The sequence below is a fragment of the Elstera cyanobacteriorum genome (assembly GCF_002251735.1).
GTDB lineage: Bacteria > Pseudomonadota > Alphaproteobacteria > Elsterales > Elsteraceae > Elstera > Elstera cyanobacteriorum.
In genome coordinates, this window is sequence record NZ_NOXS01000028.1 from 50,888 (window position 1) to 65,706 (window position 14,819).

A 14,819-nucleotide genomic window follows, 5' to 3' on the forward strand; every position below is an offset into this window, starting at 1 on the left:
CTAACCTTAGCACGCCCTGAAAGACTATTCAGTCCTACAGCGCGTGATACAGACGGAGTTTAGTAGGAATCGCCGCTGGGAGCCGGGGCTTCGCCATCCAGTTCCAGGGTGCGGGCTTCCGGGCCTTTGTCGCGTTCAATCGAGGAGAAGCGGACGCGCTGACCCGGCTGCACATCGACAAGACCGGCGCGGCGCAGCACGGAAGCGTGCAGGAACACATCCTTCCCGCCCGAATCCGGGGTGATGAAGCCGAAGCCCTTGGTGGCATTAAACCACTTCACGGTGCCTTCGCCGGGTTCGCCAGCCGGGCCGCCACGGTCGAAACCGCCGCCACCGAAACCACCGCGATCCCCACGGTCGAAACCGCCGCCGAAGCCGCCGCGGTCGCCACGGTCATAACCGCCGCCGAAGCCGCCGCGATCCCCACGGTCAAAGCCGCCGCCGAAGCCGCCGCGATCCCCATAGCTATCGCCACGCGGCGGGCGCGGGCTGCGGGGCGGTTCGCCCTGCGGATTTTCAACGGCCGTGGAGTCGTCGACTTCCAGCATGCGCGTGACTTGGCGGCCCTTCTTGCCGGGGGCGACTTCACAGGAAACCGTGGCCCCTTCCTTGAGCTGCTCCAGACCGGCGCGCTGAACCACCGACACGTGAACGAACACGTCTTCCGAGCCATCGGTCGGCTTAATAAAGCCAAAACCCTTGGTGGCCGAGAACCACGTGACCGCGCCGCTCAGACGTTCCGTCGCCATCGGCGGACGGGGAGCAGACGAGGAAGAAAAAGACCCTTTGCGCATCATGAACCGACAAACTCCGTACAACCGCCGAACGGCGGACTAGTCAACTTTTGGCCGGGCGAACTGAGACAGGTTGCGCGTCCCCTGCCTGACGCACAATGTCGCTCCGACCGAATTTGAACGTGATTGCTACGCACTGTTGGCGCTTAACCCTGCATCGGATTACCGCCGCCCTGAAGAACTTCCGATCGAATGCAGGGTACCGAAATCCGGCCCTGCCTCCTCTCTTCTTCCTGCGCGCATCCAGCTCAAAACCTGCCGAATGCGGCGCCGGTGAAAAGTACACTCACTCGTCACTTCCCACACGATACGCCATCCCAGCAACGAGCTTACGGGAGTTTCCACCCAGCAGCAAGGCGGATCGTTAGGAAGGCAAAAAAAACCAAATCCTGACGATTGTGTCAGATTAGACGGTCAGGGCGAGTAAAACTATCCCGCCAAGTGTGACAAGCGCAGGTCCGGTTAACCCCAGCACGGCGCGCACGCGGCGATTGTGGATCTGGTGGTCGGCCCAGCGCTGCACGGGCGCGCGGGCGACAAGGGTGAGAAGGCCGAGGCCGGTCATCGTAACCGCCATACCAAGGGCGATGGCGCTGACCATCAGCAGGCCCGCCAACCACAGGCCGTTCGCCGCGCAGAAGACCAGCACGATAATCGCCCCGGTGCAGGGGACGGCCCCGGCGATCACGCCGGTCAGGCGCGCCCGCCAGCGGTCAGCAGCGGTGGCCGAAGGGGCGGGTGCATGCGCGTGGGGGGCGTGGCCCGGTCCGTGATCGTGGCCGCAGGCGGCAAGACTCTCCCCCCGGCGCAGCCGCTCGCTGGCGTCGATCAGGAACCACAGCCCGAGGGCGATCATCCCGGCATAGGCGATCAGGCGGATTTCCCGGCTGCTTTCGAAATCGGGGCCGGGGTGGCCGTTGAACAGAAGAAAGAGCCCGAGGACAATGGCCAGCGCCGCCGCCACATGGGTTAGTGCAATGCGCAGCCCCATCCAAAGCCCGTCGCGCAGCCGGGCGCGGTGCGCCAGGAAATAGGAAATAACGATCATCTTGCCGTGGCCGGGGCCAGCGGCATGGGCAACACCATAGAGGAAGGCCAAACCAACGGCGGTCACGAGGCTGCGCCAGGAGTGTTCGGCGCGCAGGTCGGCCAAGAGTTTGCGAAATCCGAGCGCGGCGGCGCGTTGCTGCTGGGCGAGCCAACGGAAGGGGGCGAGGCTCTCCTCCCCGGTCGGGGCGGCGGCACTCGTCGCTGGGCCAAGGTTACGCATCGGCCCGGATTGGGCGAGGGCCGGGGCGAGCGGGAGCATTAGGCCCGCCAGCAGCCCGAGCAGCAGGATCAGTCGGCGCATGTCACCGCCCCGACCTGCGGGTAGACCATGCCGAAATAAATCGGATGCTTGCGGTCTTCGATAATTTTGATCGTGCAGCCCGGCGGCGGCGCGGCAAAGCGAACGCCGGGCCGATCTTCCGGCAGGGTGCTTTCGATATAATACTCGGGGTCGTAGCTGCCGACGGTCAGCGTCCGCCCCGCCCCAATCCCGGCCAAGGGGATCGGCTTTTTCAGCGGCACTTGAAAATGAAACTGCATCTGATCGCCCTTCAGGCCGATGGTCAGGGCTTTCAGCGTCCCGACCGGCACCCGTTCCCCCTGCACCCGGACGAAAACAAACTCCGAAAAGGCCGCGAGGGAGGTGATTTCGTTGTTCTGAAGCTCAGCCGCTTCGGCAGGCTCGAAGGTGCCATTGCGGTTTTTATCGTAGGTCTTGCGGAACGGGTCGGAATAAACCTCATCCCAAGTCCAAGTGATCTCGAACCCGGTTAGGCTGCCCTTATCGGTCAGCAGCACCATGTCCAGCTCCATCCACACGTGGGGATGAGCGGCGGCCCGGGGCGCAAGGCCGATCAGAGGGAGGCAGAGGAGGCACAGGGGGAGAAAATGCCGCATATCCTTCCTATAATCGGCCTTGGCCCCCGTGTCACCAGGGGAGCCCCAAGGAGGGGAGCCCTGGGGTCAGTTGAGCGCCATCGCGGCGACCAATGCCTTTGTATTGGTGCGCATCAGGTCGAGATAGTTTGTCGCCGGTCCGCCTGCGGGCGAGAGCGCGTCGGAATAAAGTTCGCCGCCAACCGTAGCCCCGGCCTCCTTCGCCAACTGTGCGGTTAAGCGCGGATCAGAAATATTCTCGACGAAGACCGCCTTGATCTTCTGTTGGCGCATTTGGGTGATCAGCTTGGCGACATCTTTGGCGGAGGCTTCGCTTTCGGTATTCATGCCCTGCGGTGCCAGGAAGGTAATACCGTAGGCGGCCCCGTAATAGCCAAAGGCATCGTGGGAGGTGATGACCCGGCGTTGGGCAGGGCTGAGTGCGCCGATCTGGCGGCGGATATCGGCGTCGAGCGCCGTCAAATCGGCCTGATAGGCGGTCGCGCGGCTTTTATACCCCTCGGCACGGGCCGGGTCGGCGGCGGCAAGGGCGGCGGCGATATTCGTGACCATCACCTGTACGTGGGCGACATTCTGCCACGCATGCGGATCGACATTGCCGTGGGCGTGGCCGTGCGCATCCTTTTCGGCGGCACGCGGCTGGATCCCCGTCGTGACCGTTACGGCCGTGGCCTTGGTGCCGCTGCTTTTCAACAGCCGGTTCATCCAGCCTTCAAAGCCAAGACCGTTCATAAAGACCAGTTTGGCGGCGGCGACCGCTTTCGCGTCGCTCGGGGTTGGTTGATAGACATGGGCATCGCCGTCCGGCCCGACCAGAGTTTTCACCGTCGCATCCGGGCCTGCAATCTGCCTGACGAGATCGCCCAGGATCGAAAAGCTGGCAACCACCGGGATCGGGTCGGCGGCATACCCAACCCCTGGGGAGGATAAAGCCAGGGCGGCAGCGGCACTGAGAAGCAAGCGGCGGGACAGCATGATACCTCCAAACCAAAATATGTTATAACATAACGATTATTGGATACAAAAAACAAGCGGGCGAAATTGCCAGGGGGCGCCGAAGCGGGAAGGGTCAGGAAAACCAGCGGAAGCGCTTCTTCCACAGCGGGCCGAGACGGTCGGCGCGCAAGATGGCCCGCTCGTCATTCGTCAAACTCTCCGGCGCCTGCTTCTCCCGGCGCTGCGCGGCATAGAGATCGAATTTCTCGTCCATTTTCTCAAGGAACTCCTTGAGGGTGAAGGGTTTGATCGTCTTGCCGGTCCGCGCGTCTTCCTTTGCCTGAAGCTCGGCGTCCAAAGCGTCCTTCTGGGCGAGACGGGCGGCATCCAACTCCGCCAGTAACTCGGGCCGGGGACCGAGGTGAACAATATTGCCGCCCGCACTGTCGTAAGGCGAGGGGGAGGCATAGGCCAGCGGCGAAAAATCCAGGATATAGGCGGGGGAACGATCCGTGCTGCGGCTAATGCCGCGTCCCGACGGTGCCACAAAAGGCACAATCCCGGTAACGGGGGGGATGCTGGTCATGGGCATTCTCCCAAGCAGAAGCCGCATTCTGCGGCGTTATGCGTGATAAGCTTACCGCCAAAGTCTAAAAGATAGTTCGGCATCCGACAAGATGTGGCTAGGGCGTGTCTCCCTCGGCAATGATGCGATTCAAAGTAAGCGTACTCAGATCATAGAGCGGCCGCAGCTTTGCGGCCCGGGCCATAGCCATCTCAGGGTGGTGCGCCCGCAGATCGGTCACCACCCCGCGCGCTTCGGCGGCGAGGCCTGCCATACCGACCGCCCCCGCCGTGCCAATCAACGCATGGGCCGCCTGGGCCAGCCGGTCAACATCGCCGAGTGTCGAGGCCGTTTCGATATCGGTCAAAATCTGGTCGGCGCTGGCGCGGAACTGTTCGATGATTGCGGCACAGCCGACTTTTGGGAGATAGCGATAGAGTTCGGCCAGCACCGCCCGGTCGAACGCAACCTCCCCAAGCTGCGAGGGTGTCGAAGCGGACGCGGGCGCTTCTTCCACCATACGGCTGAGCGCGCGGGCATAATGCCGCTGCTCGAGCGTAAGATCGGTCTCAAGCAGCAGGGCCACTAGCCCGGCAGCCGCGCGCCGCGCCTCAGGGGAAAGGGGGGTATCGGTCACGGGCGATTATTTGGACTTAGCGAGCAGGTCGCGAATTTCGCGCAGCAGCGCCACATCTTCGGGCGGGGCTGCAGGCACGGCGGGCGGCGGCGGGGCCTGACGGCGCAGCTTATTGACGGCCTTGATCACCACGAACAGCACCCAGGCAACGATGATGAAATTGATCGAAATCGTCAGAAACTGGCCATAGCCGATCACTGCGCCCTGGGCTTTCGCATCGGCGTAAGAGGCCGCCGTGACGCCTTTGACCAGCGGTAAGAAGTAATTGGAAAAATCGAGGCCCCCGGCGATCCAGCCGATGATCGGCATCAAAATATCTTCGACCATCGACGCGACGATCTTGCCGAAGGCCGCCCCGATGATCACCCCGACCGCAAGATCGACGACATTGCCCTTCAGGGCAAATTCCCGAAATTCTTTCAACATCCTATCCGCCCCCGGCAGGCAATTTTAACTCGGTGCAGTCTAAGCCAAGCGACGGGGGCGCGGCTAGGGTCGCTGACGATCTAGCCGCGCTTGTTACGGAAAGGCGCCGATAAGGGCCGCTAATGCAGGCGAAACTCCGCCTCGACCGGGCGCCAGCGCCCGGGGCTTAGCCCTTCCGCCGCCGCAACCCGAACGGAATGGAGCTTGCCGTCGAGCGAGTGGCTCCAGAAATCAAGGAACTTGCGCAGTTCCGGGAAATGCGGCGCCACATCCAAACGCTGCCATAGGAAAGTTTGCAGCAGCCCTGGATGATCGGGCATGTGATAGAGGATTTCCGCCGTGGTCAGGCGATAGTCACGCAGTTGCAGGCTGAGGTCGGACATGCTCACCTCCCGTTCTGGGATCGGAGTCCGCCGGGAACCCCGCCGGACTCCTTATCCCCAAGCCTGCCATCAAAAGATCACCGAAGCATTAAAAATCTTCGTGATACCAATATGTTAGCAATCAGCGAGGGTGAGTGCTGCTAACAGATCTTACTGCCCCTGGGCCGCCGAATAGCCGGGCTGGCCGTCGAAGCGGAACAGCATTTCCATTTTGATCGCCGGTAATCCGGCCCGGGCGAGGGCCGTCAGCAGACCGGGTACCAGCGCTGGGGAGACGGTCACCTCCGGGGCCGCCAGGAACCGGCAGCGCCAATGGTCAGTGCAGAAGGTTTCAGCCTTACCCTCCGGCCAGACCTTGACGCCCCGGTTGGTGATCACCGACAGGCTAAGCCCCGGAACGGCGGTCGCGGCGGCGGTCAGATGCTGGGCCAGCGCATCGGGATCGGCGGGCCGGGCGTGCAGGAAGATATCGACGCCATCCATGGTTTTCACGCTCGGTGCCTGCCGTGCCGGGACCGGGGGGATCGGCGGTAACGGCGCGCTGAGCCGCAGATCGAACTGCTGCGGCGCTTGGCCCAACCGGTCAATCACGGCTTGGGCGAAAGCCTGGGTGCCGACTTTTTCCTTGGACCGGTTGGCGGCATACACATCGGCGGTATGGATCCCGTCTTCCAGCGTCCGCAGCCAGGCGGCCTCGATGCGTGCGGCGATATCGGCTTGGCCGTTTTGCGCGAGCATCATGATCGCGGCTGACAGCAGACCGGAGGGGTTGGCGCAATCCTTCCCGGCGATATCCGGGGCCGAGCCGTGAATGGCTTCGAACATCGCGCCGCCCGTGCCGATATTCGCCGATCCGGCCAGCCCGACCGATCCGGCGATTTCCGCCGCCACATCGGACAGAATATCGCCGTAAAGGTTGGGCAGAATGATCAACTCGAACCGCCCCGGCGTCGCCGCCAGCCGCGCCGCGCCGATGTCGACGATCATATGCTCCGCCGCGATGCCTGGATGCTCGGCAGCCACCTCATCAAGCACCCGATGGAACAGCCCATCGGTCATTTTCATAATATTGTCTTTGGTGAAGCAACTGACCCGCTTAACGCCCCCAGCGGCGGCCAGGGCAAACCCATAACGCACCAGCCGTTCGGTACCGGGGCGGCTGATCAGCTTCAGGCACTGCACGACCTCGTCGGTCTGCCGATGCTCGATCCCGGCGTAGAGGTCTTCCTCATTCTCCCGAACGATCAGCAGGTCAAGATCGGGATGCTTGGTCGGAATGACCGGGTGCAGCGCCCGGCAGGGGCGGATATTGGCGAAGAGACCCAGGCTTTTCCGCAGGGTAACATTCACGCTTTTATACCCGCCGCCCTGGGGGGTGGTGATCGGCCCTTTCAGCATCAACCGCGTGCGGGCGAGGCTCTCCCAGGCTTCCGCCGCCAAACCGCTCGTGTGGCCCGCCTTATAGCAGGCTTCGCCGATGGTCACGGTCTCCGGCGCCAAGCGCGCGCCCGCTGCCTCCAGAACTGCAAGGGTTGCCGCCATGATTTCTGGGCCGATGCCGTCGCCGGGGGCGATGGTGACCGGCAGCGGTGCCGGGGTGGCGGCGGCAAGGTTGGTATCGAACCGGGGGGATCCGTCCATCGGGGTAGCTCCTCTGCAAAGCGGTGTTGGGGGCACTTTGGCGGCGGATCGAAATTTAATGAAATTGATTATGGTGAAGATTATGATCAAAAATGATGATGGTGAACTTTCCCCTAGACCCAGACCTCTTGGCCGCTTTTCGCGCGGTGGTGGAGGCTGGGAATTTCACCCGCGCCGCCGAACGGCTGCGGCGCAATCAATCCACCCTGTCGATGCAGATCAAACGGTTGGAAACGGCGGTGGGCGACCGGCTGCTCGAGCGCGGGGCGGGGACGGCGGTGCGCCTGACCGCGCGCGGCGAGCTGGTTCTGACCTATGCCCGCCGCCTGCTGGCGTTGCAGGAAGAAGCGCTGGCCGCGCTGCGCGAAGGGGATTTGCAAGGAACCGTCCGACTCGGCACGCCGGAAGATTTCGCAACCGCCCATCTGCCGCAAGTGTTGGCGGATTTCGCCCGCTCGCACCCGCAAGTTTCGTTGGAAATCACCTGCGACCTGACCTTGAACCTTCTCGACCGTTTTGGACGGGGGGAGTTCGATCTTGCGCTGATCAAGCGCGAACCGGCGGGCGACGCGGGCGGCGTGCCGGTGTGGCGCGAGCCGCTGGTGTGGGTAACCGGGGATGCCGATTTGCCGCGCCGACCGGGGCCGCTGCCGCTGGCGCTGTCGCCCCATCCGTGCGTCTACCGCCGCCGTGCCTTGGGGGCGTTGCAGGCTTCGGGCCGCGAATGGCGCTTGGCTTATACCTGCGAATCGCTTGCGGGCACCTTGGCCGCCGTCCGTGCGGGGCTAGGGGTAACGGTGCTGCCGCGCGATATGGTGCCGCGCGGGTTGATCCATCTTGAAACCGCCGCCGATCTGCCGCGCCTGGCGGAAACCGAGATCGCCCTCATTGCCGCGCCCGATCTCTCCCGCCCGGCGCTGCGTTTGCGCGACCATATGATCTCGGCGCTTGAGCGGGCTTAGGGCATAGGAATTTTTCGGGCTGCAACAGACCCCCCTTGAATCACAGCGCAGAAGCGCATATCTCTCGTGGCACTCACTAGGGGTGAGTGCTAACACAGGCTCATCGCTGGTCCAAATCCGTCCCTTTATGGAGGAAAACCGATGTCGTTCCGTCCCTTGCATGATCGCGTTCTGGTGCGTCGTATCGAGCAGGAAGCCAAGACCGCTGGTGGGATCATCATCCCCGATACCGCGAAGGAAAAGCCGCAGCAGGGTGAAGTCGTTGCCGTCGGGTCCGGCGTTCGCAACGAAAAGGGCGAACTGGTCGCGCTCGATGTGAAGGCAGGCGATCGCATTCTGTTCGGCAAGTGGTCGGGCACGGAAGTGAAGCTCAATGGCGAAGAGCTGTTGATCATGAAGGAATCCGACATTCTCGGCGTCCTGGCTGCGTAACGCGCCCCCCGTTCCCGAATTCAGGAGACTAAAACAATGGCTGCTAAAGAAGTTAAGTTTTCCGTTGATGCCCGCACCAAGATGCTGCGCGGTGTGGATATCCTCGCCGATGCCGTGAAGGTGACCCTGGGTCCGAAGGGTCGCAACGTCGTTATCGAAAAGTCGTTCGGTGCCCCGCGCATCACGAAGGACGGCGTGTCGGTCGCCAAGGAAATCGAACTGGCTGACAAGTTCGAAAACATGGGCGCCCAGATGGTCCGCGAAGTGGCGTCGAAGACCGCTGACCGTTCGGGTGACGGCACCACCACCGCCACCGTGCTGGCCCAGGCCATCGTTCGCGAAGGCGTGAAGGCGGTTGCCGCCGGCCTCAATCCGATGGATGTAAAGCGCGGTATCGACCTCGCCGTCGCCGCTGTCGTTGAAGACGTGAAGAGCCGCGCTAAGAAGGTTTCGACCAACGAAGAAGTGGCGCAGGTCGGCACGATTTCGGCCAATGGCGAGCGCGAAATCGGCGAAATGATCGCCCGCGCGATGGAAAAGGTTGGTAACGAAGGCGTCATCACCGTTGAAGAAGCCAAGGGCATCGAAACGGAACTGGACGTCGTCGAAGGCATGCAGTTTGATCGCGGCTACATCTCGCCGTACTTCGTGACCAATGCCGAAAAGATGGTCGCGGAGCTGGAAAGCCCGTACATCCTGTTCTTCGAAAAGAAGCTGTCGGGTCTGCAGGCCATGCTGCCGGTTCTCGAAACCGTCGTGCAGTCGGGCCGTCCGCTGCTGATCATCGCGGAAGACGTCGAAGGCGAAGCGCTGGCCACCCTCGTGGTCAACAAGCTGCGCGGCGGCCTGAAGATCGCGGCCGTGAAGGCCCCGGGCTTCGGTGATCGTCGTAAGGCGATGCTGGAAGATATGGCCATCCTCACGGGCGGTCAGGTCGTCTCCGAAGACCTCGGCATTAAGCTCGAAAACGTCACGCTCGACATGCTTGGCACTGCCAAGAAGGTCGTGATTTCGAAGGACGAAACCACCATCGTCGATGGCGCTGGTCAGCGGTCGGATATTGAAGCCCGCATCGGCCAGATCAAGGCGCAGATCGAAGAAACCACTTCGGACTACGACCGCGAAAAGCTGCAGGAACGTCTTGCCAAGCTGGCGGGCGGCGTTGCGGTGATCCGCGTCGGCGGCGCGACCGAAATCGAAGTGAAGGAACGCAAGGATCGCGTTGACGATGCCATGCACGCGACCCGCGCGGCCGTGGAAGAAGGCATCATCGCAGGCGGCGGCGTGGCCCTGCTCTATGCCACCAAGGCCCTCGACAAGGTGAAGCCGGAAAACGACGATCAGCGCGTCGGTGTGGAAATCATCCGCAAGGCCCTGCAGGCGCCGGTGCGTCAGATTGCCGAAAACGCCGGGGTTGATGGCGCTGTCATCGCCGGTAAGCTGCTCGAATCGACCGATCCGAACTATGGTTACGACGCTCAGAAGGGCGCCTATTCGGACCTGGTGAAGGCCGGCATCATCGATCCGGTGAAGGTTGTGCGTAACTCGCTGCAGTTCGCGGCCTCGGTTGGCGGTCTGTTGATCACCACCGAAGCAATGGTTGCCGAACTGCCGAAGAAGGATGCCCCGATGCCGGCAGGCGGCGGGATGGGCGGCATGGGCGGTATGGACTTCTAAGTCCAACCCCCAAAGCCCTGTGCTTCGACCCCCGTCGGGTTTACCCGGCGGGGGTTTTTTGTATCGACGGCGTCAGTCGCGGTCGGTCTCAAGCAGATCAAGATCGACGACGGCGAGGTTGATCACTACCTTCCCCCGTTCTTCGAAGTTGACGGTTGCTTTCATTCCTACAACCGATTGAACTTGCCCCACACCCCAGTCAGGACACTGGGGGTGGCGGACGATACACCCGGGGGTGAGGAGGCTTGGTATGGCAGTCATGGCATTTTCCGCTGTAATACCCCATTTTTCTTAAGGGAATCTTCAAACCTGAAGCGGCTTGATGCAAGCTAAACTATGGTCTTGAATCTGGCCTTCGGGCTGGGGAAAGCAGCATCCCGACGATGGATACCATTCCAACCTCGCTTCCGGCCGTTACGGTCGATCTGGCGTTTTTGCATCTGGTGGTCAGTCAAGTCTGCCACGATCTCGTCAGCCCGATTGGCGCCGTTAATAACGGTGTCGAGTTGATCGAAGAACTGGGGGCCAACCCCGATAGCGAAGCCTTTAGCCTCATCGCGCAAAGCGGGCAGGCGGCGGCGGCGAAGCTGCAATGCTTCCGCCTCGCCTGGGGCCGGGCGGGGTCGAGCAGCGATACCCGCTTGGCCGACGTGCGGCAGGTGCTGATCGATTATTTCGCGGGCGAGACCCGGGTGGACCTGCAGTGGACCGCCGACCCGATTGCCGATGGGCTGGACTATGCGCCGGGCGCCCTGCAACTGCTGTTGAACGCCGTCCTGGCAATCGCGCAGACGCTGACGCGCGGCGGGCGGGTGACGGTTACGCTGGAGCCGACCGATAGCGGCGCCCCTTTCCTGGTGGAAGCGGCGGGCCAGAACCTGCGGGTGCCAGAGACGCTGCCGGACCTGCTGGCGGGCCGGGGGCGCTTGACGCTCGATCATCGCTCGGTCGCGGCCTGCTTCGCCTCCATTCTCGGTCGGGCGTTGGGCGTGCCGCTGACCGTCACGCAATCGTCACCGGATGTTGTGAAACTTGCAGGCCGATTGCCCATCCTGTCGTTTCCCTGATAGATTTGATGGGCAGGATGGTAGGGCTTATGCAACTGCTCGCTTGCCCTTTGGGCTGAGGTAGTTCAAGAACATAAGCAGTTGAGGCGTATTGCCTTCCCCAGCGCTGGGGAAGGCGCATCGACGAAGACCCGGGGGAATCCGAATGGATGATTTGCTCAGTGAATTTCTGACCGAGACAGCGGAAAACCTGTCCGTGCTAGACGTCGAGTTGGTGAAGCTCGAACAGAATCCGAACGACCCCAATCTTCTGTCGAATATTTTCCGCTTGGTTCATACCATCAAGGGGACGTGCGGTTTCCTTGGCTTGCCGCGCCTTGAAAGCGTGGCCCATGCCGCCGAAAACGTACTGGGCCGCGTGCGCGACGGTGAGCTGGTGGTTTCGGCGGGGACGGTCTCGCTGATCCTGCAATCGCTCGATTGTATCAAAGGCATTCTCGCGGTTCTCGAAGCGACCGAAGCCGAACCCCCCGGCGATGATTCGGACCTGATTGCCAAGCTGAATGCGGTGGCCGGTGGCGCCTCGGCCGATGAGATTGTTGGGATTGCCCCGGCAGCGCCCGCCCCGGCGCCGGTTGCCGTCGCTCCGCCGCCGCCTGCGGCAAGTGCGCCGGTTCCGGCCGCGCCAGCGCCCGTCCCGGCGGCCCCCGCGCCGACGCCGGAGCCGAGCCGCGAGGTTGCCCGGGTCGAAGCGCCGCAGCCGCCCGCCGAAATTCACGACGAGCCGGAAGCCCCGCGCGCGGCGCCTGCCGCCGCGTCGGCAGCCCAATCGGTCGATGCCATCAAAGAATCGGCGGTCGCCGCTCAAACCATCCGCGTTTCGGTCGATCTGCTCGAAAACCTGATGACGATGGTTTCGGAACTGGTGCTGACCCGCAACCAGCTTCTGCAGATCGTGCGCCGCTATAAGGACAGCGAATTCGCTGTGCCGCTGCAGCGCCTGTCGCATGTGACGTCGGAACTGCAGGAAGGCGTCATGAAGACGCGCATGCAGCCGATTGGCAATGCCTGGGCCAAGCTGCCGCGCATGGTGCGCGACCTATCGCTCGAACTCGGCAAGAAGATCGATCTGCAAATGATCGGGGCGGAAACCGAGCTTGATCGCCAGGTTCTGGAACTGATCAAAGACCCGCTGACCCATATGGTCCGCAATTCCGCCGATCACGGTCTTGAGGGGCCGGACGAGCGGTTGCGCGCGGGCAAGTCGGAAACCGGCCGCATCACGCTGAACGCCTATCACGAAGGCGGTCATATCCTGATCGAGATTTCGGACGATGGCCGCGGCCTGAATACCGAAAAGATCAAAGCCAAGATCATTCAGAACGGGCTCGCCACCGAGTCCGAACTGGAAGGCATGGCCGACGCGCAGATTTATCAGTTCATCTTCAAGCCGGGCTTCTCGACGGCGGCGCAGGTTACTGCCGTGTCGGGCCGCGGCGTCGGCATGGACGTGGTGCGCACGAATATCGAAAAGATCGGCGGTACCATCGAACTTAAGTCGAAGTTCGGGCGCGGCTCGACCTTCGTCATCAAGATCCCGCTGACCCTCGCGATTGTTTCGGCGTTGATCGTTGAAAGCTGTGGCGAGCGGTTCGCCATTCCGCAGATCAGTGTCGTTGAATTGGTGCGCGCCAGTGCCGACTCGGAACATCGGATCGAACGCATCCACGGCACGCCGGTGCTGCGCTTGCGCAACCGTCTGTTACCCCTGGTCAGCCTGGAGCGGTTGCTGCGGCTTGATCGCACGGAAGGCGATACGACGACCGAAAGCTTCATCATCGTTGCCCAGGTCGGTACGTATAACTTCGGCATCATGGTCGATCGGGTTTTCGACACTGAAGAAATCGTTGTGAAGCCGGTGGCGCCGATCCTGCGGCACCTGTCGCTGTTCTCCGGCAATACCATCCTCGGCGATGGGTCGGTGATCATGATCCTTGATCCAAACGGCATTGCCGCCTCCACGGGCGAAATGACGGTCAGCGAAACCGCCCAGGTCGATGCGGCGGCGTCCCGCGACAGTCACGATCAGGAACGCACCACGCTGCTTATTTTCCGGGCGGGCGATGGCGGGCCGAAGGCCGTGCCGCTGTCGCTGGTGGCGCGTCTCGAAGAAATCGATCTCGAGACGGTGGAATTCAGCCACGACCGACCGATGGTGCAGTATCGCGACAAGCTGATGCCGCTGATCCCCATCGTTCCGGGTATGAAGATGCAGCGCACGGGCCGTCAGCCGGTGTTGGTGTTCGCCGATGGCGAACATTCGATGGGGCTGGTGGTGGACGAGATCGTCGATATCGTCGAAGACCGTTTGGCGGTCGAACTGGCGGCGGATCGCCCTGGCTTCATCGGCTCGGCGATTATCGCGGGCCGCGCGACCGATGTGATCGATACCGGCTACTTCCTGCTGCAAGCCTTCGGCGATTGGTTCCATGCCGGCCGCGACAAGCTGCTGTCCGATGGTCGCAGCGCCATGAAGCGCGTGTTGCTGGTCGATGACAGCCCGTTCTTCCGCAATCTTCTGATCCCGATCCTGTCGGTGAACGGCTTCTCCGTCACCTCCGCCGATAGCGCCGACGATGCGATGACGCTGGTGGAAACCGGCGAGAAATTCGACGTGATCGTCAGCGATATCGAAATGCCGGGTATGAATGGCTTCGAATTTGCAAAAGCGATCAGCGCGAGCAAATGGGCAGGAACGCCGATGGTCGCCCTGTCCAGCCATACGGCCCCGGCCGATCTGGAAAAGGCGCGCGAAGTCGGTTTCCTCGACTATGTGCCGAAGTTTGACCGGGATGCGTTGATCCATACGCTGAACCATTTGCTGACGACGGAGAAGGTGGCATGAGCGAACTGGTTGCTTCTGGGAAGCGGAACGTTGCCCGCCAGGGCTTCACCGCCGATGAACAACGCCAGTATGTGTCCATCACCATTGATGGGCAGATGTTCGGTATCCCTGTTCTGATCGTGCACGATGTGCTTGGCCCGCAGCGCATTACGCGCATTCCGCTGGCCCCGGCGGAAGTGGCGGGATCGCTGAACCTGCGCGGTCGCATCGTAACGGCTATCGACGTTCGCTTGCGCTTGGGGCTGCCCAAGCGCCCGGCCACCATCGACGGCATGAGCGTCGTTGTGGAGCATTCGGGCGAGTTTTACAGCCTGATGGTCGATGGTGTTGGCGAAGTCCTGACCCTGTCGGCGTCCGAGTTCGAGCGGAACCCGGCAACGCTCGACCCGCGCTGGCGTGATATTTCGTTGGGCATCTACCGGTTGCAGGATCAGCTTCTGGTGATCCTTGATGTTAACCGTCTGTTAGATTTTACGCGAAACGAAGCCGCCTAACCTGCCGGGAAGA

The 14,819-nt window shown here is 62.3% G+C and carries 16 protein-coding genes; 6 read left to right on the forward strand and 10 right to left on the reverse strand.

Going from position 1 to position 14,819, the window contains the following annotated elements; all coding sequences use genetic code 11:
* Nucleotides 1-59: 59 nt before the first annotated feature.
* The 9 genes from CHR90_RS19815 to CHR90_RS04940 form a co-directional block, all read right to left on the reverse strand.
* Nucleotides 60-749 carry a cold-shock protein gene (locus CHR90_RS19815; protein ID WP_094407874.1) on the reverse strand — a complete coding sequence of 230 codons (690 nt, stop codon included), beginning with the start codon at nucleotides 747-749 and terminating at the stop codon, nucleotides 60-62.
* A gap of 451 nt (nucleotides 750-1,200) precedes the next feature.
* Nucleotides 1,201-2,145 (reverse strand): nickel/cobalt transporter, encoded by a 945-nt coding sequence (locus CHR90_RS04905; protein WP_094407875.1) that lies wholly within the window; start codon nucleotides 2,143-2,145, stop codon nucleotides 1,201-1,203.
* The gene (locus CHR90_RS04910; RefSeq protein ID WP_094407876.1) at nucleotides 2,133-2,741 is read right to left on the reverse strand and encodes a DUF1007 family protein; all 609 of its coding nucleotides are present in this window, start codon (nucleotides 2,739-2,741) and stop codon (nucleotides 2,133-2,135) included. The genes CHR90_RS04905 and CHR90_RS04910 overlap by 13 nt, the downstream gene beginning before the upstream one ends.
* Nucleotides 2,742-2,807: 66 nt before the next feature.
* Nucleotides 2,808-3,716 carry a metal ABC transporter solute-binding protein, Zn/Mn family gene (locus CHR90_RS04915; RefSeq protein ID WP_094407877.1) on the reverse strand — a complete coding sequence of 303 codons (909 nt, stop codon included), beginning with the start codon at nucleotides 3,714-3,716 and terminating at the stop codon, nucleotides 2,808-2,810.
* A gap of 94 nt (nucleotides 3,717-3,810) precedes the next feature.
* Nucleotides 3,811-4,263 (reverse strand): hypothetical protein, encoded by a 453-nt coding sequence (locus CHR90_RS04920; RefSeq protein WP_094407878.1) that lies wholly within the window; start codon nucleotides 4,261-4,263, stop codon nucleotides 3,811-3,813.
* A 97-nt stretch (nucleotides 4,264-4,360) separates the two neighbouring features.
* Nucleotides 4,361-4,879, reverse strand: a complete 519-nt coding sequence (locus CHR90_RS04925; protein WP_141210872.1) for an Hpt domain-containing protein — start codon at nucleotides 4,877-4,879, stop codon at nucleotides 4,361-4,363.
* A gap of 6 nt (nucleotides 4,880-4,885) precedes the next feature.
* Nucleotides 4,886-5,305, reverse strand: a complete 420-nt coding sequence (mscL, locus tag CHR90_RS04930) for a large conductance mechanosensitive channel protein MscL (protein WP_094407880.1) — start codon at nucleotides 5,303-5,305, stop codon at nucleotides 4,886-4,888.
* A gap of 119 nt (nucleotides 5,306-5,424) precedes the next feature.
* Nucleotides 5,425-5,688: an usg protein gene (locus CHR90_RS04935; protein WP_094407881.1), complete on the reverse strand. Its 264-nt coding sequence runs from the start codon at nucleotides 5,686-5,688 to the stop codon at nucleotides 5,425-5,427.
* Between the two features lie 150 nt (nucleotides 5,689-5,838).
* Nucleotides 5,839-7,329: an NADP-dependent isocitrate dehydrogenase gene (locus tag CHR90_RS04940; RefSeq protein WP_094407882.1), complete on the reverse strand. Its 1,491-nt coding sequence runs from the start codon at nucleotides 7,327-7,329 to the stop codon at nucleotides 5,839-5,841.
* A 92-nt stretch (nucleotides 7,330-7,421) separates the two neighbouring features.
* Between CHR90_RS04940 and CHR90_RS04945 the strand changes: the two genes are divergently transcribed.
* From CHR90_RS04945 to groL, 3 genes are all read left to right on the forward strand, one after another.
* On the forward strand, nucleotides 7,422-8,291 hold the full coding sequence (locus CHR90_RS04945; RefSeq protein ID WP_229671592.1) for a LysR family transcriptional regulator: 870 nt from the start codon (nucleotides 7,422-7,424) through the stop codon (nucleotides 8,289-8,291).
* A 141-nt stretch (nucleotides 8,292-8,432) separates the two neighbouring features.
* On the forward strand, nucleotides 8,433-8,723 hold the full coding sequence (gene groES / locus CHR90_RS04950; RefSeq protein ID WP_094407883.1) for a co-chaperone GroES: 291 nt from the start codon (nucleotides 8,433-8,435) through the stop codon (nucleotides 8,721-8,723).
* A gap of 36 nt (nucleotides 8,724-8,759) precedes the next feature.
* Nucleotides 8,760-10,400 (forward strand): chaperonin GroEL, encoded by a 1,641-nt coding sequence (groL, locus tag CHR90_RS04955; RefSeq protein WP_094407884.1) that lies wholly within the window; start codon nucleotides 8,760-8,762, stop codon nucleotides 10,398-10,400.
* Between the two features lie 72 nt (nucleotides 10,401-10,472).
* Here the strand turns inward: groL and CHR90_RS04960 are convergent, their stop codons facing one another.
* The gene (locus tag CHR90_RS04960) at nucleotides 10,473-10,661 is read right to left on the reverse strand and encodes a DUF3553 domain-containing protein (RefSeq protein WP_094407885.1); all 189 of its coding nucleotides are present in this window, start codon (nucleotides 10,659-10,661) and stop codon (nucleotides 10,473-10,475) included.
* 122 nt (nucleotides 10,662-10,783) lie between these two features.
* On the opposite strand from CHR90_RS04960, the gene CHR90_RS04965 reads away from it, so the two are divergent.
* The 3 genes from CHR90_RS04965 to CHR90_RS04975 all read left to right on the forward strand — a co-directional run bounded on the left by CHR90_RS04965 (nucleotide 10,784) and on the right by CHR90_RS04975 (nucleotide 14,806).
* Entirely contained in the window at nucleotides 10,784-11,467 is a 684-nt protein-coding gene (locus tag CHR90_RS04965) for a histidine phosphotransferase family protein (RefSeq protein ID WP_094407886.1), read from the forward strand.
* Nucleotides 11,468-11,612: 145 nt separating this feature from the next.
* On the forward strand, nucleotides 11,613-14,312 hold the full coding sequence (locus CHR90_RS04970; RefSeq protein WP_094407887.1) for a hybrid sensor histidine kinase/response regulator: 2,700 nt from the start codon (nucleotides 11,613-11,615) through the stop codon (nucleotides 14,310-14,312).
* Nucleotides 14,309-14,806: a chemotaxis protein CheW gene (locus CHR90_RS04975; RefSeq protein WP_094407888.1), complete on the forward strand. Its 498-nt coding sequence runs from the start codon at nucleotides 14,309-14,311 to the stop codon at nucleotides 14,804-14,806. Before CHR90_RS04970 ends, CHR90_RS04975 begins: the two co-directional genes overlap by 4 nt.
* Nucleotides 14,807-14,819 lie beyond the last annotated feature (13 nt).